The following is a 26996-nucleotide window of genomic DNA, read 5'->3' as shown; positions in this document are numbered from 1 at the left end:
TGCTACTAAAACTATGCTATCTGCACGTCCTCTAAAACCTTACCGTTCTCGCATTTGATAATACGCGAGGGGAAGGTGCGGATGATATGATAATCGTGTGTGGCAACAACAACAGCGGTGCCGCTTTGGCTAATTTGTTTAAGCAGTAAAACGATCTCTTCAGATGTATCAGGGTCCAGGTTACCTGTAGGCTCATCAGCTAATATGATCTCGGGATTGTTAAGCAATGCACGGGCAATAACTACGCGTTGCTGCTCGCCGCCCGAAAGCTCATGAGGCATTTTTTTAAGTTTAGAACGCAGGCCAACTTTTTCTAATACATCTAAAATGCGGTCGGTAATTTGTTTTTTATCGTCCCAGCCGGTGGCACGTAACACAAAATGCAGGTTTTGCTCAACAGATCTATCTGTCAATAATTGAAAATCCTGGAAAACTATACCCAGCTTACGGCGCAGGTAAGGCACATCTTTGGTAGCAAGTTTACTTAACTCGTAGCCACATGCGTGGCCCGTGCCGCTGGTAATGTTCAGATCGCCATAAATAACTTTTAGCAAACTACTTTTACCTGAACCGGTTTGGCCAATAAGCCAAACAAAATCGCCTTTATCAATATGCAGGTTTACGTTTGATAAAACCAGGTGCTTTTGCTGAAAAATATCAACGTTATTTAGTTTTATAATAGAGTTTCCAATCATTTTACTTACAGCTCTAATTTTAATATTTTACCAAAGGGCAGCTCTTTAACAACGCCCATAATGTAGTCATGTTTATCAGAAAGGCCAATTTTTTGTAACGATTTCTCGGGCCTGTCTACCCTAAAGTATGCTAGCAAGGTGAATTTATCGTCCCGCAACTGCACGTAATCGGGTATTTTGGCAACGCCTTTTACTTTTATAATGTACATATTTTAAGCTAAAAGCTAAAAGCTAAAAGCAGAGCGCTTAAAGCTTTAGGTTTCAAATTTACTTTTTTTAGCCGAAAGCCGTATCGTTATTCCGAAATAAGCTTTTTGCTTTTAGCATTCGGCTTTCAGCTTAAGCCCGACAAAAATTCCATCGTATCTACACCATCGGCATAATCCCGTAACTGAGGGTGCTGGCTTTGGCCAAACGTTACCACCTGGTTTTCTGTTTTTATATTAGCATTGGTGACAATGCACTGCAGGTTTTCGCTTTGTTCCTGCAATAATCGTTCGGCTGCTGCAAGGTCGGTATAGGTATCGTAAAACAGGCAGGCCAGGGGCGAGGTTAATCGGGTATCCTGTTTCAATAACAGGAAGCCGTTATCCAAATGCAAGTCGCGGTTTACCAGGTAAATAGATTTATTATAATCGTAATTGTTATTGTATTTGTGGTGATGGATGATAGGGGCAAAGTGTTCTATCGATTCAAAAAAGAAATTGAATACATAACCCTCGGGCACCAAAAGCTTAGATACATTACGGCATCCTAAGCCAAAATAATCAAAAATATCGTGGCCTAAAGAAGCTAACTGCTCTGCTGTTTCATCGCCTGTAAGCAACGCAATACTGTTACGGTTTTTACGGATGATGTTGGGCACTTTGCCAAAGTAATACTCAAAATAGCGCGATGTATTGTTGCTGCCGGTGGCGATGATAGCGTCAAAATTTTCTAACCTTTCTACTATGCTGAATTTATCGGCATATGAACCATCTATCTCCACCAATTTGTTCAGTACGTATTTGATCAGGCGCGAATCTTGCGAGGAGGCTTTTATAAGCGCATGGTTGCCGGTTGCCAGCACACAAAGCACGTCATGGAAGCCCACCAGCGGGATATTGCCGGCAAGTACCAAACCAACTTTTTTGTTGCCACCTTGTGCAATATTGTATTTGCCAATCCATTGCTCCAGGTCGGTTTTGTTAAGCATTTCGCCGTTAGCTTTTACGGCGTTTAGTACGCTTTGGGGTGTAAACCAGGCGTTGTGCTGGCGTTCGGTCTCTATTACTTCCATTAGCCCATGATCGGGCGCGGCCAACAGTTCCCCCAACGCCGAAAATATATTTACTATACCCGGAATATTAAATTTTGACATATATATGTTAACGGGCTAAACCCTTAAGGCCTTTTTTTGTTATATTTGCACAACCCGAATTATAGGGCAAAGGTAAATAGAATACTACAAGAATATTTAAATAATATGGCGATTATAATCACCGATGAATGCATAAACTGCGGGGCCTGCGAACCAGAGTGCCCAAATAATGCTATTTATGATGCAGGTGCGGCTTGGCGCTTTAGCGACGGTACAGATTTAAAAGGAATAATTGATTTTGGCGACGGTAATACCTTAAATGCCGAAGAAACACAGGCTGCATTGTCTGACGATATCTATTATATAGTTCCGGATAAATGTACCGAGTGTGTTGGTTTTCATGACGAGCCGCAATGTGCTGCTGTTTGCCCGGTTGATTGCTGTGTGGATGACGAAGATGTACGCGAAACCGAAGAAGAATTGCACGCCAAAAAAGACTGGTTGCATCAAAACGGATAATTTTAAAATACTTATTTAAAAAGGGTAAAGCAGATAATGCTTTCCCCTTTTTTGTTTAACAAAAGTTTATAACTATTTTACCGTCATAATCTGTGACTTGATAAATGGAATACGGGATCTGTAATTTAAGCGTTGTACCCTTACGTGCCGAACCAAATGACCGCAGCGAAATGGTGTCGCAAGTGTTGTTTGGAGAAGCCTTCGAGATTTTAGAGTGGAAAGATAAGTGGGTTCAAATCACCACTGCTTATGATAATTACACTGGTTGGATAGATCGTTTACAGTTTGTTATGCTTGGCCACCTGGCTTATAAGCGCCTTGTACAAACGCCGCCGCCCGTAACCTTTAGTGCCGTTACCCAAGCCTGGAAAATTATAGATAATACTGTAGTTCATCTCCCCGCGGGTGCTTCGCTTGCTTTTTTAGAAGGGACTACAAGCTACGTTGGCAATCAAAAATTTGAGATTATAGGCACCATAGGCGATACTAATAGTATATTAAATATTGCCCAATCGTTTTTAAACGCGCCCTATTTGTGGGGTGGGCGCACGCATTTTGGGATAGATTGCTCGGGTTTTACCCAGGTAGTTTATAAATTAAGGGGAATAGCTTTAAAACGCGATGCCTCGCAACAGGCAGAACAGGGCGAACTGGTAGACTCGGTACTAAAAGCCAAACCCGGCGACCTTGCTTTCTTCAATAACCCCGAAGGGCGCATCACCCATGTGGGTATTATTATGGGCGGGGGTAAAATAATACATGCCTCCGGCAAGGTTAAGATAGATTCTATCGATACTGAGGGTATCTACTCGGAAGAACTTAAGCGCCATACCCACAGGCTTAAAGTTGTGAAGCGATATTCTTAAAACTCATTTCTTTTTCATTCTTGTTTTTTTGACCCGTTTTTTTGATCTGCTAATAGCGTAAGCACCATAAGCTACTCCCAAGAGCATTAATATGCTTAACCAGGCATCAATAGAACATTAGGTAGCGCCGCCGCAGCAGGGCAGGTCGTCTTGCACAATTGCCATTGTTTGTAGTGTTAACACCAGGCATAAAAGAACCAACTTTAAAAGTTGTGTTTTATTGATCAAAATTTTCGTTCTCATCTTAAATTCTCCTCTGTGCAGGTTATTACAATTGATGGTGCCGCTACCGGCTATTGTAGCATTTATATTTAAACCTGTTGCACCATCGTGCCTTTGCAAGAGTGTCCCGGTAACCGTAAGTGTGCCGTTAACGATAAGATTAACTGTTTTAACAGTGCCCATTGTTACCGAAGCAACGGTTGGCGTATAGCCCGAGTTTATTTGAGGTTAAATAGTAAAAGTGGTGCCGTTACCCCTATGAAAACGTTGTCTATTGCAGTAGGTGGGGTTGCGGGTGCCACAGTAGCAGCGCCAATGCGCCAGTTGGCGACGTTGCTCCAGTCTGCGCTTGTACCTCCGCGCCAATTGTAGGTAGACTGTTATAGTAAAAATAGAATGAACAAAATGAACAGATTAAACTATTGTGAACAAAAGGGAAATTGTTGGTTAATTTTAGAGCTATTGAGAATATTTTTAAAAGGTTGTATTCCAAATAATTACCTTTTTGTCGTCACCTGCAGAAAGCAGTTGAGTGCCAGTCCACGCAAGTTTGTTGATAGATAATACATGGCTGGCGTAACCTTTTTCGCGATTGATGATCTTTCGGAGCTTAAAATCAACCGCATCCCAAATTTTGATGCTCTTATCCATGCTTGCTGTAGCGAAATATGGTTGGGTAGGATGGAAGAGGATATGATTAACCGCAAATAGGTGCGCGGGAATATTTTGAATAAGCGAATACGTTTTAACATCCCAGATCTTTATCTGTGCATCTCGTGCGCCGGATACGAGGTAATCGCCGGTGGGCGAGTATTGCAAGGAGAATACCGCCATGGTATGGCCTATCAAAGCTTTTATCAGGCTGTAATCTTCCAGGTCGTAAATAACAACGCGGTTATCGCGGCAGCCAAAAGCAATGCGGTTTTCGGAAGGGTTTATGGCAATGCAGCGTATGGTATCGTTTGATACCTTTATGCTATGAAGTAGTTCTAAGGTTTTTAAGCTCCAAACAGATACAGTGCCATCCTCGGATGCTATCAATAGTTCATCTTTTTTGGCTGATGATTTTATATCGAAGATGGGTTTTACGTGATGCCTTAAGCGATGCGTTATCTTTTGCTCGATAAAGTTGAACACTAACACTTCGCCGCTGCGTAGTCCTGCAAACATCAAAGGATAACCCGCAGGGCAATGGATAGCATAAATAGAAGCCATCACCGGGAACATTACTTTAATGAACGAGTTGGTTTCCAGGTTCCATTCAACAAGCCCTTTATCATTACCCCCGCTAAACAATATGCCTGGCTTTTGAGAAAGCTCCAGGCTAAATATAGGGTTGCTGTGGCCGGTTAATTCTGCTGATTTTTGTACTTCCATGTTATAGGTTCATGGTTAATAGATCATAGTTCATGGTGTTTGAGCTGCTATGAACCATGAACTATCCACTATGAACTACTTATGTCTTTCCTCTAAATTCTTTGCTATGCGCTCCAAATTTAAGCCTTTTTCTTTTAGTAGTACCAACAGGTGGAACATCAGATCGGATGCTTCATCAACCAGTTCTGTTTCTGTTTCGTAAAGGGCGGCTATTACCACTTCAACGCCCTCTTCACCAACTTTTTGGGTAATCTTTTTAAGTCCTTTTTTACGCAGTTTGTTGATATACGAATCCTCTTTAGGGTTCTCGTACCTGTCAGCAATGATGTTTTCCAGCTGCATCAAAAAGTTCTGGTTGTACTCTGTTTGGAAACAGCTGCGAGCGCCGGTGTGGCAGGTTGGGCCGTCGGCTTTAACTTTTATCAGGATGGTATCATTGTCGCAATCGATATGCATGCTTTTTACATGCAGAAAATTCTGACTGGTTTCGCCCTTGGTCCACAAGCGGTTTTTTGAACGTGAGAAGAAAGTAACGATGTTTTCCTGCACCGTTTTATCGTATGCATCCTGGTTCATGTAACCCAGCATCAGCACCTCAAGCGTTTGCTCGTCCTGTATCACTACCGGCACTAAACCGTCTGTTTTGTTAAAGTCGATGTTCATAAGCCCCCTCTAAATCTCCTCCGCTGGTTAGCGGAGAGACATGTAATTATTGTTGTTAAATTCTTGTTAAGCCCTCCCTTTCGGGAGGATTTGTGTGGGGCTTTACACCCTCACCTCAATATTATTTTCTCTTAAAACCGATTTCAGATCGGGTATCAATATTTCACCGTAATGAAATACGGATGCTGCCAGCGCGGCATCAACGTTTGTTTTTTGAAAAACATCCACAAAATGCTGCACCGACCCTGCACCACCCGATGCTATTACTGGGATATTAACCGTATCGTTTACTAATTTAAGTAAACCGTTATCAAAACCTGCTTTTGTACCGTCGTGGTCCATAGAGGTAAGCAGGATCTCGCCTGCACCACGGCTCTCGGCCTCTTTGATCCAGTCCAAAGTTTGTTTCTCTGTTGGTAAGCGTCCGCCATTCAGGTGGACGATATTTTTATCGCCAATCACCCTTGTATCAACCGCTATCACCACAAACTGTACCCCAAACGCCTTTGCTAACTCATCAATCAAAGCCGGGTTACGTACCGCGGCAGAATTAATGGAGATCTTATCAGCACCGGCATTAAGCAATGCATCGGCATCGGCAATCTCGTTTATGCCACCGCCAATAGTAAATGGGATATTAATTTGCCTCGCTACCGATTTTACTAATTCTACCATGGTTTTGCGGCGCTCTACCGTAGCGGTAATATCCAGGAAAACCAGTTCATCCGCACCCTGCTGCGAATACTTCCAGGCAAGTTCTACAGGGTCGCCGGCATCGCGCAGGTCAACAAAGTTCACACCTTTTACTGTGCGGCCGTTTTTAACGTCAAGGCAGGGAATAATTCTTTTAGCGAGCATGATTTTATAAGATCGTTATTGTGAGGTACGAAGCAATCTCTTTGCTATACAGAGCGGCTCTGTAAGTAGGGGATTGCCACGCTACGCTCGCAATGACGGTTTGGGGTAAGCGTCTTTCGGACGCGATTATATGGACATCAAAGATTCCAAATTCCAATTTTTAATTTCTTCGATACTGATATGGTTTTCGTAAATGGCTTTGCCTACCACGCAAGCTTCCACCTTTATTTTACTTAGTTCGTCAATATCAGCCATTGAGCTTACACCACCCGATGCGATAAGTTTGATGAACGGAGAATGGTCAAGCAGTTTGCTATACAAGTCTACACCCGCGCCGCCCAGTTTACCGTCTTTATTAATATCTGTACACAAAAAACGGAAGAAACCAAGCGCCAGGCACTTGTCCACGTAATCCATTAGTTTAATGGGCGAGCTTTCCATCCAGCCGGAGTATTTTATTACTTCGTCCAACACATCAATGGCAATAACCACCTGGTCGCTGCATTTATCGCGGCCATAGATGGCTTTGCTCAAGTCTTCTAAAAAAGATGGGTTAGTAATAGCCTGTGTGCCCACAATAACGCGGTGAACGCCGGCATCTATCAGTTCCTTAACCTTATCAATACTGCGGATGCCACCACCGTATTGCACCTGCATGTCTGTTTTACGGATCACATCAAACAGATATTGTTGGTTGCTAAAATCGTTTTTGGCACCGTTAAGGTCAATTATATGGATGAAGTTGGTACCGTTGCTCTGGTACCTATCTATCATTTCTTCGAGGGTAACATCGTATTCTGTAACCTGCTGATAATCGCCTTCGCGCAGGCGCACAACTTTTTTATTCAGAATATCAATGGCAGGAATAATATACATGTTTTATATTTTAGAGAAGTTTTTTAATAATATTTCGCCATAAGGGCCCGACTTTTCAGGGTGAAATTGCACACCGTAAAAGTTATCATGCCAAATTGATGCCGAAAATTTATTTATGTAACTGGTTGAAGACAAAGTGAATGATTGATCGTACTCAATAAAGTATGAATGTACGAAGTAAAAGTGTGACCCAAGCGGTATATTTTCAAATAAGGGGTTTTCTTTCTCAGCGAACACCTGGTTCCAGCCCGTATGCGGTACTTTAAAACTGTCTTTATGCGGAAACTTTAAGGTTTTGATAGGGAACAGGTTAAGCAAATTAGCATCGCCCTCTTCGCTATAAGCCGTAAGTAGTTGCATCCCCACACAAATACCCAATGTGGGTTTTTTAAGCGCTTTTATAGCCGGAACCAAGCCTGTTTGTTCCAATTTTTGCATGGCAGCACCCGCATGCCCAACACCCGGAATGATATAACGGTCGAACTGTAGCAGATCGGCCTCGGTGTTCACCATACCATAGTCGATCCCCAGCCGCTCTAAAGCAGCAGTAAGCGAGAAAATGTTCCCGGCGCCATATCGAATTATACCAATCATATTTTAAAATTGAATCAAGATGTCAAGACCTAAGAATCAAGAATTTTTTGTCCTGATTCTTGTTTCCTGTCATCTTGCCTCCCTACAAAAGTCCTTTAGTAGAAGGTAAAACCATTTTATTAACGTCGCGCTTTACGGCCATTTTTATGGCTTTGGCAAAGGCTTTAAATATAGCTTCTATTTTGTGATGTTCGTTTTGCCCTTCGGCTTTAATGTTTAGGTTACATTTCGATGCATCGCTGAACGATTTAAAAAAGTGGTAAAACATCTCAGTAGGAACGTCGCCAACTTTCTCCCTGTTAAATACGGCATCCCATACTATCCAGTTTCTCCCGCCAAAATCTATTGCGGCCTGTGCCAGGCAATCATCCATAGGCAGGCAGAAACCATAACGCTCAATACCCATTTTATTGCCCAATGCTGTAGCGAAAATTTCGCCTAACGCGATGCCGGTATCTTCAATGGTATGGTGCTCGTCGATATGCAAGTCGCCTTTGGCGGTAACTTCCAGGTCGATGCTGCCGTGGCGGGCGATCTGGTCCAGCATGTGGTCAAAAAAGTGCAGGCCTGTTGAAACTTTAGCCTCGCCCGTACCATCCAGGTTTATTTTGATGCGGATGTCGGTTTCTTTTGTAACCCGGCTGTGCTCAAAAACACGTTGACCTAGCTTTAAAAATTCGTAAATATCATTCCACTCTATGGTTTGCAAGGCTACTACACCGGCAATATCGCTATCTGTTTCAGTTTTAAACTCACCATCGCCCAAACCCGACTTGTTATTTAGCCAGATAGCTTTTGCGCCCAGGTTTTTAGCCAGCAGAACGTCGTTCTTACGGTCGCCAATGGTAAATGAATTGACCAGATCGTATTTAGTTGCATCCAGATATTTTGTTAACAAGCCCGTTGCCGGTTTGCGGGTAGGGGCATTGTCAGCAGGAAAAGTACGGTCGATAGCCTGATCCGAAAAGTGTACGCCCTCGTTCTCAAACGTTTTGAGGATGAAATTATGCACCGGGTAAAAGGTGTCCTCCGGGTAAACGGCTGTACCTAAACCATCCTGATTGGTTACCATTACTAACTCAAAATCCAATTCGGCGGCAATTTTTGGCAGGTATTGCAAAGCGCCGGGGTAAAACGTCAGCTTCGCGAACGAATCTATCTGCTCATCGGGTGTTTCGTTAATGATGGTGCCGTCGCGGTCAATAAAAAGTACTTTTTGCAGCTTGCTCATTATTATTTGTATTGCTGTAAGGTTTCTATCAGTGTTTTATTTTCATCTGGCGTGCCGATGGTGATGCGCAGGCAGCCCTCGCAAAGCTCCACTTTAGAGCGGTCGCGGATGATGATGCCGTGTTGCACCAAAAAGTCGTAAATGGCTTTTGCGTTGGTGGTTTTTACTAAAATGAAGTTGGCATCGGATGGATAAATGTCCAGCACAAAATCAAACTCTTTTAAGGTAAGCACCAGTTTGTCGCGCTGTTCAAGCGTTTCTTTGATCCAAAGGTTTACCAGCGATACATTGTTTAGCGCCTGCAAAGCCAGTTGCTGCGATGCTTCGTTCATATTATAAGGTGGCTTAACTTTGTTCATCACCTCGATGATCTCCTCGCTGGCAAAGGCCATACCAACACGTAAACCTGCCAGCCCCCAGGCTTTGGAAAGGGTTTGCAGCACAACTAAATTGGCGTACTCGGTCAATTCCTGTATAAAGGTTTTTTGGCGACTGTAATTGATGTAAGCCTCATCTATAACAACCAAACCGTTAAAGTTTGCCAGTAAGGTTTCAATATCATCACGGTTGATGGAATTGCCCGTTGGATTATTTGGCGAGCAGATAAAGATCAGTTTAGTGTTTTTATCAATAGCTTCGGAAATGCCGTCAAGGTCGAGCTGGTACTCTTCGGTAAGTAATACTTTTTTGGCCTCGATGTCATTAATATTGGCCGATACCTGGTACATGCCGTACGTTGGCGGTACGATTATCACATTGTCTACCCCCGGGTTACAGAAACTGCGAAACAGGATATCGATGGCTTCATCGCTGCCATTGCCCAAAAAGATGTTGCGGGCAGGTACGCCTTTAATTTCGCTCAGCTTCATCTTTACCCGGTACTGCAAAGGGTCGGGATAGCGGTTGTAGGCCTGTTCCAAAGGCGAACCGAACGCGTTTTCGTTCGCATCCAAAAACACACTTGCCTCGCCCGTATACTCATCACGTGCGGATGAGTAGGGGATTAGGTTTTTGATGTTTTCGCGTAATATGTTGTTTAACTCGAACATTGTATAGTCTTTAGTTCCGTCTGTCATTGCGAGGTAGCCTCACCTGCCCTCTCCAAAGGAGAGGTTCTATTGTTTTTAAGTCTTTTCCTTTGGAAAGGATTTAGGTGAGGCTTTCGCCCCAACGACGCGCTTATTTGTTATTTCATTACTTCTTATTTCTTCATCCTCACACTCACCGCATTCCTATGCGCGTGCAGGCCTTCCATTTCGGCCAGTATCTCTACCGAGGGGCCTATATTTTTGATGCCTTCTTCGGTTAAATACTGGAAGGTTATCTTCTTCACAAACGAATCTACCGATACACCCGAATATGCCCTTGCATAACTGCTGGTTGGCAATGTATGGTTGGTGCCGGATGCATAATCACCCGCGCTCTCCGGGGTTAAATTACCAAGGAATACCGAACCGGCGTTGATGATATTTGGCGTTAGCTCCTTCCATTTTTCAGTCGCTAAAATTAAGTGCTCGGGCGCGTATTCATTACTGAAATCCATCGCCTCATCCAAATTTTGGGTGATGATGATGTATGAATTATCCAATGCTTGTTTAGCAATTTCGTAACGTGGTAAAACGGCCAGTTGCTTTTGTACTTCTGCCAAAGTTTTATCAGCGATATCCTGCGAAGTACATACCAGTATCGACTGGCTATCTATCCCGTGCTCGGCCTGTGCCAGTAAGTCGGCGGCTACATAAGCAGGTTTGGCGCTTCTATCAGCAATCACCAAAACTTCCGAAGGGCCCGCAGGCATATCTATAGCAGTTGTAGTGGTTGATTGAATAATGGTTTTAGCTTTAGTTACAAACTGATTGCCTGGTCCAAAGATCTTATCAACCTTCGCAATAGTCTCCGTACCGTAAGCCATAGAGGCGATGGCCTGTGAACCACCAACCAAATAAACTTTGTTAATACCCAGCATCAACGCTACATAGGCGATAAACGCGTTAACCTTGCCGTTTTTTTGCGGTGGCGAGCAAACTACGATCTCCTTGCATCCCGCTATCCTTGCAGGGATACCCAGCATTAAAAACGTAGATGGCAATACAGCCGTACCACCGGGGATATAAAGGCCAACTTTTTCAATTGCCCGTAGCTCGCGCCAGCAGGTTACGCCGGGCATGGTTTCTACCTTGTCCTCGTCTTTTAACTGCGCCTTGTGGAATTTATAGATATTGGCGTAAGCCGTTTGCAAAGCTTCCTGCTGATCTTCGGATACCGCTGAGGCGATCTCTTCCAGTTCGGCCTTGTCCAGGTAAAGTTTGGTCAGGTCAACTTTGTCAAACTTGCTGGCGTAGTCAATCAGGGCGCTATCGCCATGTTGCTTAACGTTTTCTATAACCTCCTCAACCAAAGCACGGATCTCGTTCGCAGGGTCAACATTACGCTGTACCAGGCGGGCGATATCGGTTTTACTTAATTCTGAATAATTGAATGTCTCCATAAGCACCCTCTAAACGGCGTAGCCCTCATGAACACCATAAGAACAACACCTTGTGAATAATCTCCCCCGGTTGGGGAGACTTTTTATTTTTTTAAACCCACTCCACAAAGTCCTTCCGCTTACCAGCGGAGAGGGTTTGGGTGGGGCTTTATAATATTATCTTCTCTATCGGCATTACTACAATGCCTTGCGCGCCGGCTTGTTTTAACTGACTGATGCGGTCCCAAAAATCGCGCTCGGGGATAACGGTGTGTACTGCCACCCAGTCAACCTCGGCCAATGGCACTACCGATGGGCTTTTAACGCCCGGTAATAATGCGATTACCGCGTCAAGGTTTTTACGCTCTACATTCAGTACCACGTACTTGGTTTCTTTAGCACGCAATACCGACTGGATGCGCTGGATCAGTTCTTTGATCAGGTCATCGTTCTCGCTGCCTTTTTGGCCAATCAATATCGCCTCGCTGCTCATCACATCCGCAAATGGCACAAGTCCGTTGCTTTTTAATGTGCCGCCGGTAGATACCAGGTCGCAAATGGCATCGCTTAAACCAAGGCCCGGAGAGATCTCTACCGAACCCGAAATGGTGCGGATATCAGATGATATGCCTTTTTCTTTAAGGTATTTCCCTAATATAACCGGGTAGGTGGTAGCGATTGCCTTGCCGTTAAGCTGATCTAAAGCAGTGATGCTGTTATTGTTTGGTACCGCTATTTTTAGCGAACATTTACCAAAGCCAAGTTTTTGCAGGTAGCTTACTTCTACCTCGGTTTCCTCTATCACGTTTTCGCCTACAATGCCCAGGTCGGCAATGCCGTCTTGTACATATTCGGGGATGTCATCATCACGCAGAAAAAGGATCTCTAACGGGAAATTTGATACGGGGGAGATAAGCGAGCTCTTATAATTTTCGAAATTAAGGCCGCAATTTTTTAATAATTCAACGGATTTTTCGTTGAGCCGACCCGATTTCTGGATCGCTATTTTTAATGTTTTCACAAATTTATTTTTAGGAAATGAATATAAACAGAGGACGATATTTCGCGTAGAAACATATATTATCTGATCACCACATGGTGGTGATGGTGCAGATGTAAATGATATGTGTTAAGTCCGTTCATTTTTATATTTTGCTTTGGGTAAGCGATGCAAATATATGTCGTATTTTATTAAATCAAAATTTTATGTGAAAATGATTATCAAAAATATAATTTTTGATGTGCTTTTTTATAAGAATGGCAATATGTATAAGTGCTTATGTAATTGTTTGAACTCGAATTTTTGGAATTAGTGAATTAACAGAATGAATTAGCCTAAATTCCTAAATTCCTAAATTCGAGTTCAGACTATCTTTCTCCCTCATACTCATAAATAGCACCCTCGTCAAACTGCTTTATAACTTTCAGTTTTTTTACCTTTTGGATGTCTTTAATGTTGATGAGTTCCGGGTTCTCGAGGTTGTTGAACCAGATGAGGTAGAAGCGTTTGATCTTGTAAAATTTCTCTACATCCTTTTTAAAGAATATATGCGGCACCAGGTATGATGACATTCCCGAGAAGAAGTAAACCGCTTCGTGTGCATCCGAATATATACCCACATTCGGCGCAAACATGCCTTTATCAATAGTTTTTAAATATTTGGCAAATTCGGAGTCCATCCAGTCGTTATCGGTATAGCCGGGGTTGCCGTATTCGTCGGCTATCTGGTCGTTGTAGCGCTGTTTGTCAACCAAAAATATCTTGGTGATATAACCCAGCATCATCAGTATAAATATAGCAGCCACAGCTATGCGTACCCGTTTATCTAAAATGCGTTTTAAAAGCAGCAAGCCCCAACTAGTATAACCCCATAAGGCGGGGATGTACATAGGCGCGAGTAGGCGCGGGTTGATGCGTTCGTACCGCGAAAAGGTAGATGACAGTACAATAAACAACCCGTAAACCAGCGCGAAGGTGATGGCCAGGTTCTCAAAGCTATCCAGCTTGCGGCGGGTAAAGTTAAAGGCCAGCGCGGCTATGAAGCCAACCAAAATAATGATGCCTAATGGTAAAGCGAACACCGGGTACATATCCGGGTTCATACCCATCCACTCGCAAAACACGCTGCCAAAATAATAAAGGTTTTGGCTGAAGGATGTTATCGATGGTTCCCTTGGGCCGGTTACCGTGCCGGTGTGCAGGGCGTTGAACGTAAGGTTGGCAACTAGCAGCGAGATACAAACTACGCCATATATTAATATATGAATGATCTTTTTCTTAATAGGTAGTTTCCTGTCCAGCAGTAATAACAAGCCACCTGTACCAACGATAGTTACCGCGGCATAACGGGTGATACAAGCCACAGCGGCAATACCGGCAGCAAAGATGAGCCACTTGCCTGCGTGGGTAAGCAAATATTTGCGGAAAACGATGATGAAGAGCAGTACCTCGAGGATAAAAAGTGTTTCCGACCATAGATAGGAGTACACCTGCAACGAGCCGGGGTTTAATATGATTGCCGCCAATACCAGCCATTTGTATACGTGCGAAGACGGCACGAACCGCGACATGATCCACCCGCTGGTAAATACCAGCGTGGCAAACATAAACATGTTGAGTACCGCGCCAAAAGCAACAGGGTCTGTCTGGCTTACAAAACTAATAAGGCCTAAAAATAGCGGGTAAAATACCGGGAAATCTACAATGGGGATGTTATTGAACGTATGCAGGGTGCCATGCGCGACGAAACTACGGGCGGCACTGGTGTACATGATAGAATCGGGCGAGATGCCTATGCCGCTATAACTGGTAAACAGGTATATGGCATAAAAAGCCATCGCCGTAAACAGCAGCGTGTCGTAGTTTTTTAATTTGTCAGGTATCTGCATGTAGTTCGTTTACTGTTTGTTGGCAGGTTCCAGGTTTTGGATCCATCTGTTTAATAGCGCTTCGGGGCTTTCCATGCCCACGTCGTCCATCAGTTTGGCAAAGTACGCACAAATGCGGGTTTTATCCTCGGCATCAAGTTCGGCATAAAAACCGTTGAAGCGGGATAATCCCAATTTTACATCCTCCAGGAACTTCTTCTGCGAAGGCTCGTTATTCAGCGTTCTTACAAAGTCATCAGCAGAAACGTTTAAGATGTTATTTAGTTTGGATTGCAGTTCGGGCTTAGACAAACCGCGGTAATTGATCTCACCGGTTTCGGTCTTTAGCGTGCTCTTTATTTTAAACTGATTAAGCTGCTGCTTTGCCTGGTAGTTTTCGTCTTGTGCAGATGCGGTAGTAAGTGCAAAAGCCATCAGCATTAATATGATAAAAGATATTTTCTTCATCTGCTATTATGCTATCTGATCCAAAACGGTGCTTATGGGCTGGTCGCTATCAATCAAAATGCCTTTAACGCCTGCGGCAGTGCCGGCCTCTACATCGCGCTCGCGGTCGCCAATAAAGTATGATTGGGATGGGTCGACGTTATATTTTTCGATCCCTTGAAATAACAAACCCGGTTTTGGTTTGCGGCAATCACAGTCGCCGGTAAAGTTGGGGTGGTGGGGGCAATAGAAAAAGTCGGTTATTTCTACACCATGTTCCTGATAGACCTGTTTTAAGTGCGCGTGCATTTTACCAAGTTCAGTTTCGGTATACCAGCCTTTGGCTAAACCACCCTGGTTAGTAGCTACCAGCAGCATATAGCCACGGTCTTGCAGTTCCTTAAGCGCGTCAAAATTATCCAATACGTGGAAATCTTCCAGTTTACAAACGTAATCACCCATTTCGCGGTTTAAAACCCCGTCTCTGTCTAAAAATACTGCTTTAATTTTTTCGGCCATGTTAATATAAGGTATAAATAAGTCCCCTCTATATCTACCCCGATAGGGGCGGATTTAAGCCCTTCCTTACGGGAGGGTTGGGAGGGGTATCGGCAAAATTAGATTATTATGTTAATTTGCTATGTGTGCATATTAAATAAACGTTAAGAATTATTAAATTCATACATAAAGTATATGATTATTGTCGACTTAATAATTGAATTGCAAAAAAACGGCATTGTTTTGATAAATTTAAAAAAATAAGCATCTATTTTATAAAAATATGAAAATTTGGTAATTTCGTTATTACCCGCATCACTAATAAGCGGATAAAAGAATGGACCAAACTGATTGTAACCAGCAGGGCCTATACAGGTCAGAATTTGAGCACGATTCCTGCGGAACAGGATTTATTACACATATAAACGGTCATAAATCGCATGCTATTGTTAGCGATGCCTTAACCATGTTAGAGAACATGGAGCACCGTGGTGCATGTGGTTGCGACCCCGAAAGTGGTGATGGCGCAGGTATCCTTATTCAACTCCCACACGAGTTTTTAATGGAAGAATGTTCTGATCTGGAGATCAGTTTACCCGAGCCGGGCGAGTACGGTGTAGGTATGTTATTCTTCCCAAAAGAGCCTGCTTTGAAGAAGGCCAGCCGCAAAATTATTGCCGCTGCTATCGAAAAACTGGGCTTTACTTTGCTTGGTTACCGTAAGCTAAATGTTAATTCATCTGTAATTGGCGAAACCGCCCGCCAGGCAGAGCCGGATAGCGAACAACTGTTTGTTGCACGCCCCCGCGCGGTAACCAACACCGAAGATTTTGAGCGTAAACTTTACGTTTTGCGCCGCTATATCAATAAAACTGTTACCGAAACTATCCCGGCAGCGGCAGAGCATTTTTACTTTACCTCGTTCTCTTGTAAAACCATTATTTATAAAGGGCAGGTAACCACTTACCAATTGCGTAAGTACTTCCCTGATCTGGCCGATCCCCGCGTTACATCGGGCCTGGCTTTGATCCACTCACGTTTCTCAACCAATACCTTTCCGTCGTGGAAACTGGCGCAGCCCTTCCGCTTAATTGCGCATAACGGCGAGATAAATACGCTCACCGGTAACCTTAACTGGTTCTATTCGGGCGTAAAATCTTTCGCGTCTGCCTATTTCACCAACGAGGAAATGGAGATGCTTTTGCCGGTTATAGATAACAACCAGTCTGATAGTGCCTGTTTGGATAACATCATCGAAATTTTGCTGCACACCGGCCGTTCGTTACCACACGTAATGATGATGCTGATACCTGAGGCATGGGACGGCAACGAGCAGATGGACCCAATTAAAAAAGCATTTTACGAATACCACGCTACTTTAATGGAGCCCTGGGATGGCCCGGCCGCTATCAGCTTTACCGATGGTAAATTGGTTGGTGCCTTGCTTGACCGTAACGGCCTTCGCCCACTTCGTTTTGTGATCACCAATGATGGCCGCGTTATAGCCGCATCAGAGGCAGGTACCTTAAAGATCGACGAAAGTACAGTTATACGCAAAGGGCGCCTGCAACCGGGCAAAATGTTATTGATAGATACCGAAAAAGGTAAGATCATAACAGATGAAGAAATTAAAAAAGAAATCAGCGGCCAGCAGCCTTATGGTACCTGGCTTGATAATTATAAGATCCGTTTAGGTAATTTGCCTGAGCCGCGTTTATCATTCGCCAGCCTTAGTGCTGATGCTGTTTACCGTTACCAGCAGGTATTTGGTTACAGCCGCGAGGATATCGACACCATCATCAAACCAATGGCTTTGGATGGTAAAGAACCGATTGGCTCAATGGGTACCGATGTGCCTTTGGCGATATTGTCTGACAAGCCACAGCACCTTTCCAGCTACTTTAAGCAGTTCTTCGCGCAGGTTACCAACCCGCCGATAGACCCTATCCGCGAGCGTTTGGTGATGAGTTTGGCTACCTTCATCGGTAACAACGGCAACTTGTTGGACGAGGATAAAATGCACTGCCATTGCGTTGTGCTAAACCACCCGATATTGAAAAATCACCAGTTAGAAAAACTGCGTTCTATAGATACCGGGATGTTTCACGCTAAAACCCTGCAAACTTATTATAATGCAGATGGCAACCCGGGATCGATGCAAAAAGGTATTGCAAGGCTTTGCCGCTATGCCGAAGACGCCGTTGATGATGGCTTTGAGGTATTGATACTAAGCGACCGTGCTATCGACTCGGAACACGCGCCTATCCCGATGCTATTAGCGGTATCTGCCGTGCATCACCACTTAATTAAAAAAGGCCGCCGTGGCGCGGTAGGTATTGTTGCCGAAACCGGCGACGTTTGGGAAGTACACCACTTTGCTACCTTGCTGGCATTCGGTGCTACGGCCATCAACCCGTACCTGGCGCTGTCTACTATTGAAACTTTAAAGAATAATGGCCACTTAGAAACCAGCCTTGATATAAAAACCCTTTACAAAAACTACGTAAAATCGGTTAACGATGGCTTGTTGAAGATCTTCTCTAAAATGGGGATCTCTACGCTGCAATCATACCACGGTTCGCAGGTATTCGAGATCTTGGGATTGAATAAAGAGGTGGTTGACCATTACTTTACCGGCGCGGTTACCCGTATAGAAGGTTTAGGTTTGGACGAGATCGCTAAAGAATCGCTTTGCAAGCACAAAATTGGCTTTAACAGCCCTAAAACAGAAAATCATTTATTGCCCGAGGGTGGTATTTACCAGTGGAAACGCCGTGGCGAAGCCCACTTGTTTAACCCAACCACGGTGCACTTGCTGCAGCATGCAACCCGCAGCAACAGCTATACGGTATATAAAAATTATGCTGCCGCGATAAATGAGCAGGCAGACAAGCATTACACCATCCGTGGCTTGCTTGATTTTGCCCATCACCGCGAAGCGATAAGCATTGACGAGGTTGAGCCTATAGAAAACATCATGACCCGTTTTGCAACAGGCGCGATGTCGTTCGGTTCTATCTCGCACGAAGCGCATAGCACTATGGCAATTGCCATGAACCGCATAGGCGGTAAAAGCAATACCGGCGAGGGTGGCGAGGATGAGATGCGCTACGAAAAAATGGCGAACGGCGATTCGATGCGCTCGGCTATTAAGCAGGTTGCATCGGCACGTTTCGGGGTAACCTCAAATTACCTTACCAATGCCGATGAGTTACAGATAAAAATGGCGCAAGGTGCAAAACCGGGCGAAGGCGGGCAACTGCCGGGCCATAAGGTTGACGACTGGATAGCTAAAACACGCCACTCTACACCGGGTGTTGGTTTAATATCGCCACCACCGCACCACGATATTTATTCTATCGAAGATCTGGCGCAGCTAATTTTCGATCTAAAGAACGCTAACCGTGCTGCACGTATCAATGTTAAGTTGGTATCCAAAGCAGGGGTAGGTACTATAGCGGCGGGTGTTGCCAAAGCACATGCGGATGTTATTCTGATCGCCGGGTATGATGGCGGTACAGGTGCATCACCAATAAGTTCGGTTAAACATGCCGGCTTACCATGGGAGCTTGGCCTTGCTGAAGCGCACCAGACATTGGTACGTAACAAACTGCGCAGCCGAGTAGTATTGCAAACGGACGGTCAGCTGAAGACCGGTCGCGATTTGGCTATTGCTACCTTAATGGGTGCCGAGGAGTGGGGTGTTGCAACCGCGGCCCTTGTTGCCGGCGGCTGTATAATGATGCGTAAATGCCACCTAAACACTTGCCCGGTTGGTGTTGCCACGCAGGACCCTGAGTTAAGGAAATTGTTCAGCGGTAGCCCGGATCATGTTGTAAACCTGTTCCGCTTTATGGCCGAGGAGTTGCGCGAGATCATGGCCGAGCTTGGTTTCCGTACTATTAACGAAATGGTTGGCCGCGTACAGTTCTTAAAGGTTAAAGAAAACTTAAAAAGCTGGAAAGCGAAAACCATTAACCTGTCGGCTATCCTGCACCCTGTTACGGTGAGCAAAGGCAGCACGCTTTATAATAGCGAAAAACAAGACCATGGTATGGAGGAGATCATCGACTGGGAATTGTTGAAAGCCGCTAAAGCAGCGCTGGAAGATAAAACGCCGGTATTCGCTACGTTTGATGTTATCAACGTGAACCGTACCATAGGTACCTTATTATCGAATGAAATTTCGAAGATCTATGGTTCTGCGGGCTTGCCTGATAATACCATCAACTATAAATTTAAAGGATCTGCAGGGCAAAGCTTTGGCGCTTTCGCTGCAAAAGGAATTTCTTTTGAGCTGGAGGGCGAAGCCAATGACTACGTTGGTAAAGGCCTTTCCGGCGCGCAATTAGCCATCTATCCATCTGTAAACGCTACTTTTAAACCAGAGGATAACATCCTGATAGGTAATGTTGCCCTATATGGTGCAACAAGCGGCGAGTTGTATGTAAGGGGTATGGCAGGCGAACGTTTCGCGGTGCGTAACTCTGGCGCTACAACGGTTGTAGAAGGTATTGGCGACCACGGTTGCGAGTACATGACCGGCGGCCGCGCACTTATCCTGGGCGAAACCGGAAGGAACTTCGCGGCAGGTATGAGCGGTGGTTTAGCGTGGATCTACAACCCTAAGGGCAACTTTGCAGAAAACTGCAATACCGAAATGGTTGACCTTGACCCGCTATCGTTAAAAGACGAAGAGCAGATAACCGCCTTGCTGAAGAAGCATGTTAGCCTAACCGGCAGCAAGCTGGCGCAAAGCATCTTGAAGAATTGGGGTAAGGCATCATCGCAATTCGTAAAAGTATTCCCTAAGGAATACAAAAAAGTGTTAGAAAAATTAGAGTATCAAACCGTAAGCTAAATATCAGAATGGGAAAAGTTACAGGATTTCAGGAATTTAACAGGGAGCTTCCCCAAAAAACGCCTGTTGTTGAAAGGGTAAAAAACTATAATGAATTTGTTGGTTTGTATTCTGATGAAAAACTAAACCAGCAATCGGCACGCTGCATGAACTGTGGGATTCCGTTCTGCCACTCGGGTTGCCCGCTTGGCAATGTTATCCCCGAGTTTAATGATGCCGTATACCGCAAAAACTGGGACGAAGCGTACCAGATCTTATCATCAACAAATAACTTCCCGGAGTTTACCGGCCGTATTTGCCCTGCGCCATGCGAGTCTGCATGTGTACTGGGCATCAACAAACCACCGGTAGCTATCGAGGAAATTGAAAAACATATTATAGAGGTTGCTTACTCTAAAAACATGGTTAAACCTGTTGCCCCGTTGATCAAAACAGGCAAAAAGGTAGCCGTAATAGGTTCCGGCCCGGCAGGATTAGCCGCCGCCGCGCAATTGAGCAAAGCAGGCCACGCCGTTACCGTTTTTGAACGCGACGACCGCCCCGGTGGTTTGCTGCGTTACGGTATCCCCGATTTTAAACTGGAGAAATGGGTGATAGACCGCCGTATCCAGATCATGGAAGAGGATGGCATCGAGTTTAAATGCAATGCCGAAGTAGGTAAAAACGTAGCTGCCGATGAGGTATTGCGTAACCACCACGCGGTAGTACTGGCAGGTGGGTCTACTATCCCGCGTAACTTACCTATCCCCGGCAGGGAGTTTAAAGGCGTATACTTCGCCATGGATTTCCTGAAACAACAAAACAAACGCGTTAGCAGCATTGCTGTTGAAGTGGAAGATATTTTTGCTACCGACAAAGATGTAGTTGTTATTGGTGGTGGCGATACCGGCAGCGATTGCGTGGGCACATCAAACCGCCAGGGCGCACGATCTGTAAGGCAGTTTGAGGTAATGGTGCAGCCACCGGAGCAGCGTACACCGCACATGCCATGGCCAACTTATCCAATGGTTTTAAAGACCACCAGCTCGCACGAGGAAGGCGTTGAACGTTCATGGGGTATTAACACTAAAGAGTTTTTAGGCGATGCTGAAGGTAACCTAAGAGCCCTTAAAGTGACCGATGTAAGCTGGGAGATTGATGTAATGGGCCGCCCTATCAAATTCAACGAAGTTGAAGGCAGCGAGCGCGAGATACCTTGCCAGCGTGTATTCCTGGCGATGGGTTTTGTTAACCCGCAGTTTGAAGGCACCCTGGAGCAGTTAGGCGTAGAGCTTGATGAGCGAAAGAATGTTAAAGCCAAAGAGGGTGTTTACCGCACCAATGTAAGCAAAGTGTTTGCAGCGGGCGATATTCGCCGCGGCCAGTCATTGGTTGTTTGGGCCATATCAGAAGGCCGCGAGGCTGCCCGCAAGGTAGATGAGTTTTTGATGGGCCACTCCAACCTGGAAAGTAAGGACGCGGTTAACCAGTTCGACCAGGTGTTTTATTAAGAATAATTAGTCAGTTAGTTATAATCCCGAGCCCTTGTCAGTTAATTCTGCAAGGGCTTTTTTGGTGGGGAATTTCGAAAAACGTCATTGCTGTAAGGAGCGTAGCGACGTGGCAATCTTCGATAGGTATGTCGTCGACTGTTCTATCGAAGATTGCCACGCTACGCTCGCAATGACGCGCTGAGAAGTAACTTACTTATTCTTCCTATCCTTCCACGTTTTAAAAGCTTTCTTATAGCCATCCTCGGTGTAAAGATCGATCTGGAAAAAATTCTTAGGATAATTTATAGCGTACTTGGTTAATGGGCTGCTGGTGTAATACACTATGTCTTTTGTGGTGTAGCTTGCAAGCGCATCGTTAGTAACATGTTTACCATCGACCCAGATGCCATAGATGGATTTTGTTGTCCATGATTGCAGCTGGCGCTCGTTTGGCGATTGTTTTTCCGGTTTGGTAAAGCTGCCCGGTGCCTGAAATTTGAATTTCTTCTTTTCGGCAGGGGTGAGGTCGGCAACATATTTATAAAATACAGCTTTACCGTCATTACCGCGGCGCGAAATGTAGGGGCCTTTGCCTGTCGGTTTTGGGAACTGTACCTGCGCTTTTTGCGGAACAGTGTCAACAACAGGCAGCGCGCTTTTAGCTGTAGCGGTTTCCGGTTTGGTAGATAAAAAAAATACCAGAGCAGTAATCACAGGTGCCAATGCAATTCCCTTTAGCATTGCCCTCAGTTTTGGGGTGGTGTGGGTCATCATCATTAAACGTTTTTTGGTTATGGAATAATTGAAGTTACTTGTTAAATTAATCGCCGGGTTAAGGCCTGCTTTTGATAGCAGCAGGTATTGGTAGCCTTGCAGATCATCACCTGCCGACAGCACATTTTCATCCGCCAAAAATTCGTGATTTAACTGGATGGCGCGTTTGTAAAGGATGAATATAGGGTTGAACCAAAAGGCAATTTTTAACAGTTCGATAAACAGGATATCCAGCGAATGCCTTTGGAGGACATGGGTAAGTTCGTGCTGTAGCAGTTGTGTTTCCAGCGGATTTTCGTAATCGCTTTCATTCACAAATATGTAATTGAAAAAGCTGTGGGGGATAACCTCCTCAGGCACCAAAACTAATGTAGCGTATTCAATAGGTATGTTTTTATTCCTGCGGATGGTTTTATAGATCGATAGCAGGTTGTCGGCAAAACGGATAAGCAAGATTGTAATGCCAATGCTGTAAACAATCAGTAAGTAATCGGTAATTGTAAGCGAATGGGCAACAACTATATTTTGTACCTGTACTGATTGGGTCTCGGTATGGATCTGCTGCGGGATGCCTTCGTTAATAACATAAGTTATTGGCAAAATTGTTGGCACGGAAGCTTGCGGTAACTGGATAGTTATTGCCGGGACAAATAAGCTAAACACCAGGCTTATCAGCAGTAAAAACCTGTTAAAGCGGTGCATCTTTTCTTTTTCTAATAACAGGTGATACGCGGCCAGCAGTACCACAAGGCACAGGGCTGATTTGATGAGGTATGCTATCATTTTTTCTTTTTTTGAATTTCCTGGTCGATGATTTTTTTAAGGTCCTGCAGCTCGGCTTCCGTCAAATTAGTTTCGCGGGTGAAGAAGGACGCAAACTGTGATGCCGAGTTATTGAAGAAGCTTTTGATGAGGCCGTTTACATGGGTGGAGAAATATTCGGCCTTGGCTTTAAGCGGGTAATACTCCCTGGAGTTGCCATAGGTAGTATAATTGACAAATCCTTTATCGGCCATTCGTTTTAGTAAAGTTGCAATGGTGGTAGTGGCTGGTTTAGGCTCGGGGTAAATGTCAAGGATGTCTTTCATGAAGCCTTTTTTCAGCGACCAAAGGTATTCCATCAATTCCTCTTCTTTTTTTGATAGTTGCATATTGCTCTACAATGCTAAAGTTTACTCTACAAATGTAGAGTAATAAATGAATGGTGCAAGAGCTGAGTGAAAATATTTTTTAAATAGGCTGATTTTGGTATCCCAATAAGTGGTTTTATTAGCGAATGAAAGGCGTTTAAAAGTGAAATAAAGGCGAAATATAACGCGGTTTTTGAGTGTCCCATTCCGTCCCATTCAGAAAATAGTGGGACACCATTTTGAAAATTTAAATAGCTAATAATCAACTACTTTAAATTTTATGCTAACTTTTTAATATATAAAGTAAATTTTTAATTAATTGATTATCAGACGCTTATTAAAAGTGTACCGTTTTCTAATATAAATAGTGGGACACCTGTCTGAATGTGCCTATTTTTCCGATAGATAAACGTAGGGTGGTCCAGATGTTATTTATAGCTGCGGATGCTTGGCAAGGAGGCTCATTAGTTAACAGATAATGGTTGATAGTTAATGGTAGCTGCAAATTAGCAAACTTTCCAGCTTGTTTAAGCTTCCCACCATGAACCATGAACTAAGAGCGAACTATCTTCGAGAAGAAATCCCACAAAACAATACCTGCCGATACCACAATGTTGAACGAGTGCTTGGTGCCAAACTGCGGAATTTCAATGCAGGCATCTATATTTTGCATTACCTCGTCGCTTACTCCATTTACCTCGTTGCCGAAGATAAGCGCGTATTTTTCGTTTGATGCAGGGGTAAAAGTGTTGAGCATAATACTGTTTTCGGCTTGCTCAATAGCTATTATTTTATAACCATCTGCACGGAGGGCTTCCACAGCATGCAAGGGTGTTTCAAAATATGTCCAGTTGATGGATTGTGTGGCACCAAGGGCGGTTTTCTCTATCTCGCGATGCGGAGGCTGGGCGGTTATGCCGCAAAGGCAAACCTGTTCAACTGCAAACCCATCAGATGTGCGGAAGATGGAGCCAATATTATGCATACTGCGTACATTATCCAGCACTACGGCCACAGGTAATTTGTCCTGAGCCTTAAATTCATCTACAGTAGCACGTTTCAATTCGTCCAGTTTTAACTTGCGCATAGAAGGGTATTAATAAAGTGCAAATATATCAATGGTTATCGTTTTTAACCACTCTCTACTCACCATTCACTATTTACTGCTCACCACTTCATTCAATGTACCTACACCATCACCAATTAATGATGCATAAACGGATGGCGCGTAACCAATTTTATCGGTGTAATAAGCGCTTACTTCTTCGCTGAATTTATCAAAGGTATCTTTTTTAACCAATGCTATGGCACAGCCACCAAAGCCTGCACCGGTCATACGTGCGCCAGCTACGTCGGGGTTTGTTTTAGCATAATCTACCACGGTATCCAGTTCTATGCCGCTTACCTCGTAAAGGTTGCGCAGGGATTGGTGCGAAGCATACATCAGCCTACCAAACTCGGTAAGGTTATTATTGGTTAGCGCTTTTGCGGCCAGTTTTACACGGTCGTTCTCTTCTACCACGTGTTTGGCGCGGTCCTGTACAGTGGCGTCAGTTATGAGGTGTTTGTATTGTTCGAACGTTGCGCCATCAATATCGCACAGGTAATTGATGTCCAGTTCCTGCTTTAGGGCAACAAGGGCGGTTTGGCATTCCTGTACGCGTTCGTTGTATTTAGATTCGGCCAGTTTACGAGGTTTGTTAGTATTGATGATTGCCAGCAGGTAATCGCCAAGGTTACTGTCGACTGCCTGGTAGTCCAGCGTATCGCAGTTTAGCATCAGGGCTTTATCCTTCTCGCCAAAGGCAACGGCAAACTGGTCCATAATGCCACAGTTTACGCCAATGAACTTATTCTCAACAGATTGCGATAGCTTAACCAGGTCAAGGCGGCTGTAATCTGCCGTAAAAAGGTCATTGAGCGCAAAAGCGGTAACCACCTCTATGGATGCAGAAGAGGAAAGGCCCGAGCCAATAGGGATATCACCATAAAACAGCATATCAATGCCTTGCAGCTTTTTACCATCCTTCAAAAAATGGGCAATCACACCAACAGGATAGTTATACCAAACCTCGCCAACTTTTTTATGCTCGGAGTCTAAAGGTACTTCGGCTTGTTCGTTAAAGTTGAGACTTTTGAAACGGAACACGTTTTCGTTATTGGGCGATACCAGTAAGTACGAGCCGAATGTGATGGCACATGGCATAACCAGGCCACCGTTATAGTCGATATGCTCGCCAATAAGGTTTACGCGGCCGGGCGAAAAGTAGGTTTCGCTTGCTTCTTTACCGTACTGTTTAACAAATTCTTGTTTCAGATCAGCTCTCATAAATTGGTTTTATAGTTGGGGAAACAAATATTGTAAATTATACAGTTATTCCGTAATGATAGGCAAAAGTTTTTTTAGAACAATAAATTTGCATGCTAAACAGAACTTGCAGTTATTTGTTAATTATCCGTTATTAAACACAACTACTATGAACCAATATATTGTTACCGGCTACGACTATACCGACGAAGGCGCCCTTGAACGCCGTATGAACATCCGCCCGCACCATCTTGATGGCGCCAAAGCTTTAAAGGAAAGCGGCAATTACGTTTTAGGCGGCGCCGTACTAAACGACGAAGGCAAGATGATAGGATCGGTAATGGTGCTGCAATTTGAGAGCGAAGACGGCCTCGAAGCCTGGAAGCAAAGCGAACCCTACATCACCCAAAAGATCTGGGAAACGGTGGATGTAAAGCCGTTTAAGGTAGCAACTGTTTAGGAGAGAGACAAGAAATTAAGAGTCAGGAAACAAGACTACTTGGAAAAGAAAGATTATACTTTTCCGGCATATACCCATTGGCCGGCGGCGTTTCTTTTGTAAATAACGGTTTGGTTTGTGCCTTCGGCTTTAAAGCTAAATTCAAAAGTTTGCTCGGCGGGGTCATCGGGCAGGAATTGTTCTATGATGCTGTCAGCTACTAAGCGTACTGTATCTTCTTTGGGTAGCTGTTCTGTTTTAGCTTGAAGGCTGGCTTGATAGTCTGCAAAGATGGAAAAGATTGGCTTATCGCCATTAAGCTCGCGTGCTGCGTTAAAAGCGGCTTCTTCTACTTGCTGGCGGTATTCTTCCATGGCTTGTAGTAAACCATAGGCTGCTATTTCTGGTGTGCCATCCGCGGCATGCGAATAATAGCTGTTTAATATTTCCTCTTTGCTTTTCATCGGCACAAAAATACATATTAACAAAAAAGGATGCTGATCATTTCAGCATCCTTTTTTGTTATAGTAG

At 44.3% G+C, this 26996-nt stretch carries 26 protein-coding genes; 5 read left to right on the top strand and 21 right to left on the bottom strand.

Annotation, left to right across the window (positions count from 1 at the left end; translation table 11 throughout):
- Positions 1 to 11 precede the first annotated feature (11 nt).
- From RHM67_RS15500 to RHM67_RS15490, 3 genes are all read right to left on the bottom strand, one after another.
- Positions 12 to 695, bottom strand: a complete 684-nt coding sequence (locus tag RHM67_RS15500) for a cell division ATP-binding protein FtsE (RefSeq protein WP_252756479.1) — start codon at positions 693 to 695, stop codon at positions 12 to 14.
- Between the two features lie 5 nt (positions 696 to 700).
- Positions 701 to 904, bottom strand: coding sequence for a fructose-6-phosphate aldolase (locus RHM67_RS15495; protein WP_252756480.1), 204 nt, complete (start codon positions 902 to 904; stop codon positions 701 to 703).
- 125 nt (positions 905 to 1029) lie between these two features.
- The gene (locus tag RHM67_RS15490; protein WP_322227763.1) at positions 1030 to 2055 is read right to left on the bottom strand and encodes an acyl-CoA reductase; all 1026 of its coding nucleotides are present in this window, start codon (positions 2053 to 2055) and stop codon (positions 1030 to 1032) included.
- 105 nt (positions 2056 to 2160) lie between these two features.
- Between RHM67_RS15490 and RHM67_RS15485 the strand changes: the two genes are divergently transcribed.
- Complete coding sequence (locus tag RHM67_RS15485; RefSeq protein WP_323514632.1) at positions 2161 to 2514, top strand: 4Fe-4S dicluster domain-containing protein; 354 nt, start codon at positions 2161 to 2163, stop codon at positions 2512 to 2514.
- A gap of 104 nt (positions 2515 to 2618) precedes the next feature.
- The gene (locus RHM67_RS15480) at positions 2619 to 3380 is read left to right on the top strand and encodes a C40 family peptidase (RefSeq protein WP_322227762.1); all 762 of its coding nucleotides are present in this window, start codon (positions 2619 to 2621) and stop codon (positions 3378 to 3380) included.
- A gap of 117 nt (positions 3381 to 3497) precedes the next feature.
- Here the strand turns inward: RHM67_RS15480 and RHM67_RS15475 are convergent, their stop codons facing one another.
- The 13 genes from RHM67_RS15475 to RHM67_RS15415 form a co-directional block, all read right to left on the bottom strand.
- On the bottom strand, positions 3498 to 3785 hold the full coding sequence (locus RHM67_RS15475; protein ID WP_322227761.1) for a hypothetical protein: 288 nt from the start codon (positions 3783 to 3785) through the stop codon (positions 3498 to 3500).
- A 291-nt stretch (positions 3786 to 4076) separates the two neighbouring features.
- Positions 4077 to 4979, bottom strand: coding sequence for a WD40 repeat domain-containing protein (locus RHM67_RS15470; RefSeq protein WP_322227760.1), 903 nt, complete (start codon positions 4977 to 4979; stop codon positions 4077 to 4079).
- Between the two features lie 75 nt (positions 4980 to 5054).
- Positions 5055 to 5642 carry a bifunctional phosphoribosyl-AMP cyclohydrolase/phosphoribosyl-ATP diphosphatase HisIE gene (gene hisIE, locus RHM67_RS15465; protein ID WP_322227758.1) on the bottom strand — a complete coding sequence of 196 codons (588 nt, stop codon included), beginning with the start codon at positions 5640 to 5642 and terminating at the stop codon, positions 5055 to 5057.
- Positions 5643 to 5744: 102 nt separating this feature from the next.
- The gene (hisF, locus tag RHM67_RS15460; protein ID WP_322227757.1) at positions 5745 to 6500 is read right to left on the bottom strand and encodes an imidazole glycerol phosphate synthase subunit HisF; all 756 of its coding nucleotides are present in this window, start codon (positions 6498 to 6500) and stop codon (positions 5745 to 5747) included.
- A 126-nt stretch (positions 6501 to 6626) separates the two neighbouring features.
- On the bottom strand, positions 6627 to 7376 hold the full coding sequence (locus RHM67_RS15455) for a 1-(5-phosphoribosyl)-5-[(5-phosphoribosylamino)methylideneamino] imidazole-4-carboxamide isomerase (protein ID WP_322227756.1): 750 nt from the start codon (positions 7374 to 7376) through the stop codon (positions 6627 to 6629).
- 3 nt (positions 7377 to 7379) lie between these two features.
- Complete coding sequence (gene hisH / locus RHM67_RS15450) at positions 7380 to 7970, bottom strand: imidazole glycerol phosphate synthase subunit HisH (RefSeq protein WP_322227755.1); 591 nt, start codon at positions 7968 to 7970, stop codon at positions 7380 to 7382.
- Positions 7971 to 8052: 82 nt separating this feature from the next.
- A complete protein-coding gene (gene hisB, locus RHM67_RS15445) occupies positions 8053 to 9201 on the bottom strand; it encodes a bifunctional histidinol-phosphatase/imidazoleglycerol-phosphate dehydratase HisB (RefSeq protein ID WP_322227754.1) in 1149 nt (382 codons plus the stop codon).
- Between the two features lie 2 nt (positions 9202 to 9203).
- The gene (gene hisC / locus RHM67_RS15440; protein ID WP_322227753.1) at positions 9204 to 10277 is read right to left on the bottom strand and encodes a histidinol-phosphate transaminase; all 1074 of its coding nucleotides are present in this window, start codon (positions 10275 to 10277) and stop codon (positions 9204 to 9206) included.
- Between the two features lie 125 nt (positions 10278 to 10402).
- Positions 10403 to 11689, bottom strand: a complete 1287-nt coding sequence (gene hisD, locus RHM67_RS15435; RefSeq protein ID WP_322227752.1) for a histidinol dehydrogenase — start codon at positions 11687 to 11689, stop codon at positions 10403 to 10405.
- A 148-nt stretch (positions 11690 to 11837) separates the two neighbouring features.
- A complete protein-coding gene (gene hisG, locus RHM67_RS15430) occupies positions 11838 to 12689 on the bottom strand; it encodes an ATP phosphoribosyltransferase (RefSeq protein WP_322227751.1) in 852 nt (283 codons plus the stop codon).
- Between the two features lie 347 nt (positions 12690 to 13036).
- Positions 13037 to 14557, bottom strand: coding sequence for a hypothetical protein (locus RHM67_RS15425; RefSeq protein WP_322227750.1), 1521 nt, complete (start codon positions 14555 to 14557; stop codon positions 13037 to 13039).
- Positions 14558 to 14566: 9 nt separating this feature from the next.
- Positions 14567 to 15004 carry a DUF4844 domain-containing protein gene (locus tag RHM67_RS15420; protein ID WP_322227749.1) on the bottom strand — a complete coding sequence of 146 codons (438 nt, stop codon included), beginning with the start codon at positions 15002 to 15004 and terminating at the stop codon, positions 14567 to 14569.
- Between the two features lie 6 nt (positions 15005 to 15010).
- A complete protein-coding gene (locus RHM67_RS15415) occupies positions 15011 to 15502 on the bottom strand; it encodes an HAD family hydrolase (protein ID WP_322227748.1) in 492 nt (163 codons plus the stop codon).
- Between the two features lie 316 nt (positions 15503 to 15818).
- On the opposite strand from RHM67_RS15415, the gene gltB reads away from it, so the two are divergent.
- Positions 15819 to 20342 carry a glutamate synthase large subunit gene (gene gltB / locus RHM67_RS15410; RefSeq protein WP_322227747.1) on the top strand — a complete coding sequence of 1508 codons (4524 nt, stop codon included), beginning with the start codon at positions 15819 to 15821 and terminating at the stop codon, positions 20340 to 20342.
- 8 nt (positions 20343 to 20350) lie between these two features.
- On the top strand, positions 20351 to 21832 hold the full coding sequence (locus RHM67_RS15405) for a glutamate synthase subunit beta (RefSeq protein WP_322227746.1): 1482 nt from the start codon (positions 20351 to 20353) through the stop codon (positions 21830 to 21832).
- Positions 21833 to 22024: 192 nt separating this feature from the next.
- Here the strand turns inward: RHM67_RS15405 and RHM67_RS15400 are convergent, their stop codons facing one another.
- The 4 genes from RHM67_RS15400 to RHM67_RS15385 all read right to left on the bottom strand — a co-directional run bounded on the left by RHM67_RS15400 (position 22025) and on the right by RHM67_RS15385 (position 26047).
- The gene (locus tag RHM67_RS15400) at positions 22025 to 23371 is read right to left on the bottom strand and encodes a M56 family metallopeptidase (RefSeq protein WP_322227744.1); all 1347 of its coding nucleotides are present in this window, start codon (positions 23369 to 23371) and stop codon (positions 22025 to 22027) included.
- Positions 23368 to 23739: a BlaI/MecI/CopY family transcriptional regulator gene (locus RHM67_RS15395; protein ID WP_322227742.1), complete on the bottom strand. Its 372-nt coding sequence runs from the start codon at positions 23737 to 23739 to the stop codon at positions 23368 to 23370. The genes RHM67_RS15400 and RHM67_RS15395 overlap by 4 nt, the downstream gene beginning before the upstream one ends.
- Positions 23740 to 24271: 532 nt before the next feature.
- Positions 24272 to 24805, bottom strand: a complete 534-nt coding sequence (locus RHM67_RS15390; protein WP_322227741.1) for an RNA methyltransferase — start codon at positions 24803 to 24805, stop codon at positions 24272 to 24274.
- Positions 24806 to 24874: 69 nt separating this feature from the next.
- A complete protein-coding gene (locus RHM67_RS15385) occupies positions 24875 to 26047 on the bottom strand; it encodes a galactokinase (protein ID WP_322227740.1) in 1173 nt (390 codons plus the stop codon).
- Between the two features lie 148 nt (positions 26048 to 26195).
- Between RHM67_RS15385 and RHM67_RS15380 the strand changes: the two genes are divergently transcribed.
- The gene (locus RHM67_RS15380; protein WP_322227739.1) at positions 26196 to 26486 is read left to right on the top strand and encodes a YciI family protein; all 291 of its coding nucleotides are present in this window, start codon (positions 26196 to 26198) and stop codon (positions 26484 to 26486) included.
- A 53-nt stretch (positions 26487 to 26539) separates the two neighbouring features.
- Here the strand turns inward: RHM67_RS15380 and RHM67_RS15375 are convergent, their stop codons facing one another.
- The gene (locus tag RHM67_RS15375; RefSeq protein WP_322227737.1) at positions 26540 to 26929 is read right to left on the bottom strand and encodes a hypothetical protein; all 390 of its coding nucleotides are present in this window, start codon (positions 26927 to 26929) and stop codon (positions 26540 to 26542) included.
- Positions 26930 to 26996: the final 67 nt, after the last annotated feature.

The organism is Mucilaginibacter sp. 5C4, assembly GCF_034345625.1.
GTDB lineage: Bacteria > Bacteroidota > Bacteroidia > Sphingobacteriales > Sphingobacteriaceae > Mucilaginibacter > Mucilaginibacter aurantiaciroseus.
Note: the sequence above shows the minus strand (reverse complement) of the source record. Positions and strands in the feature narration are given on the sequence as shown.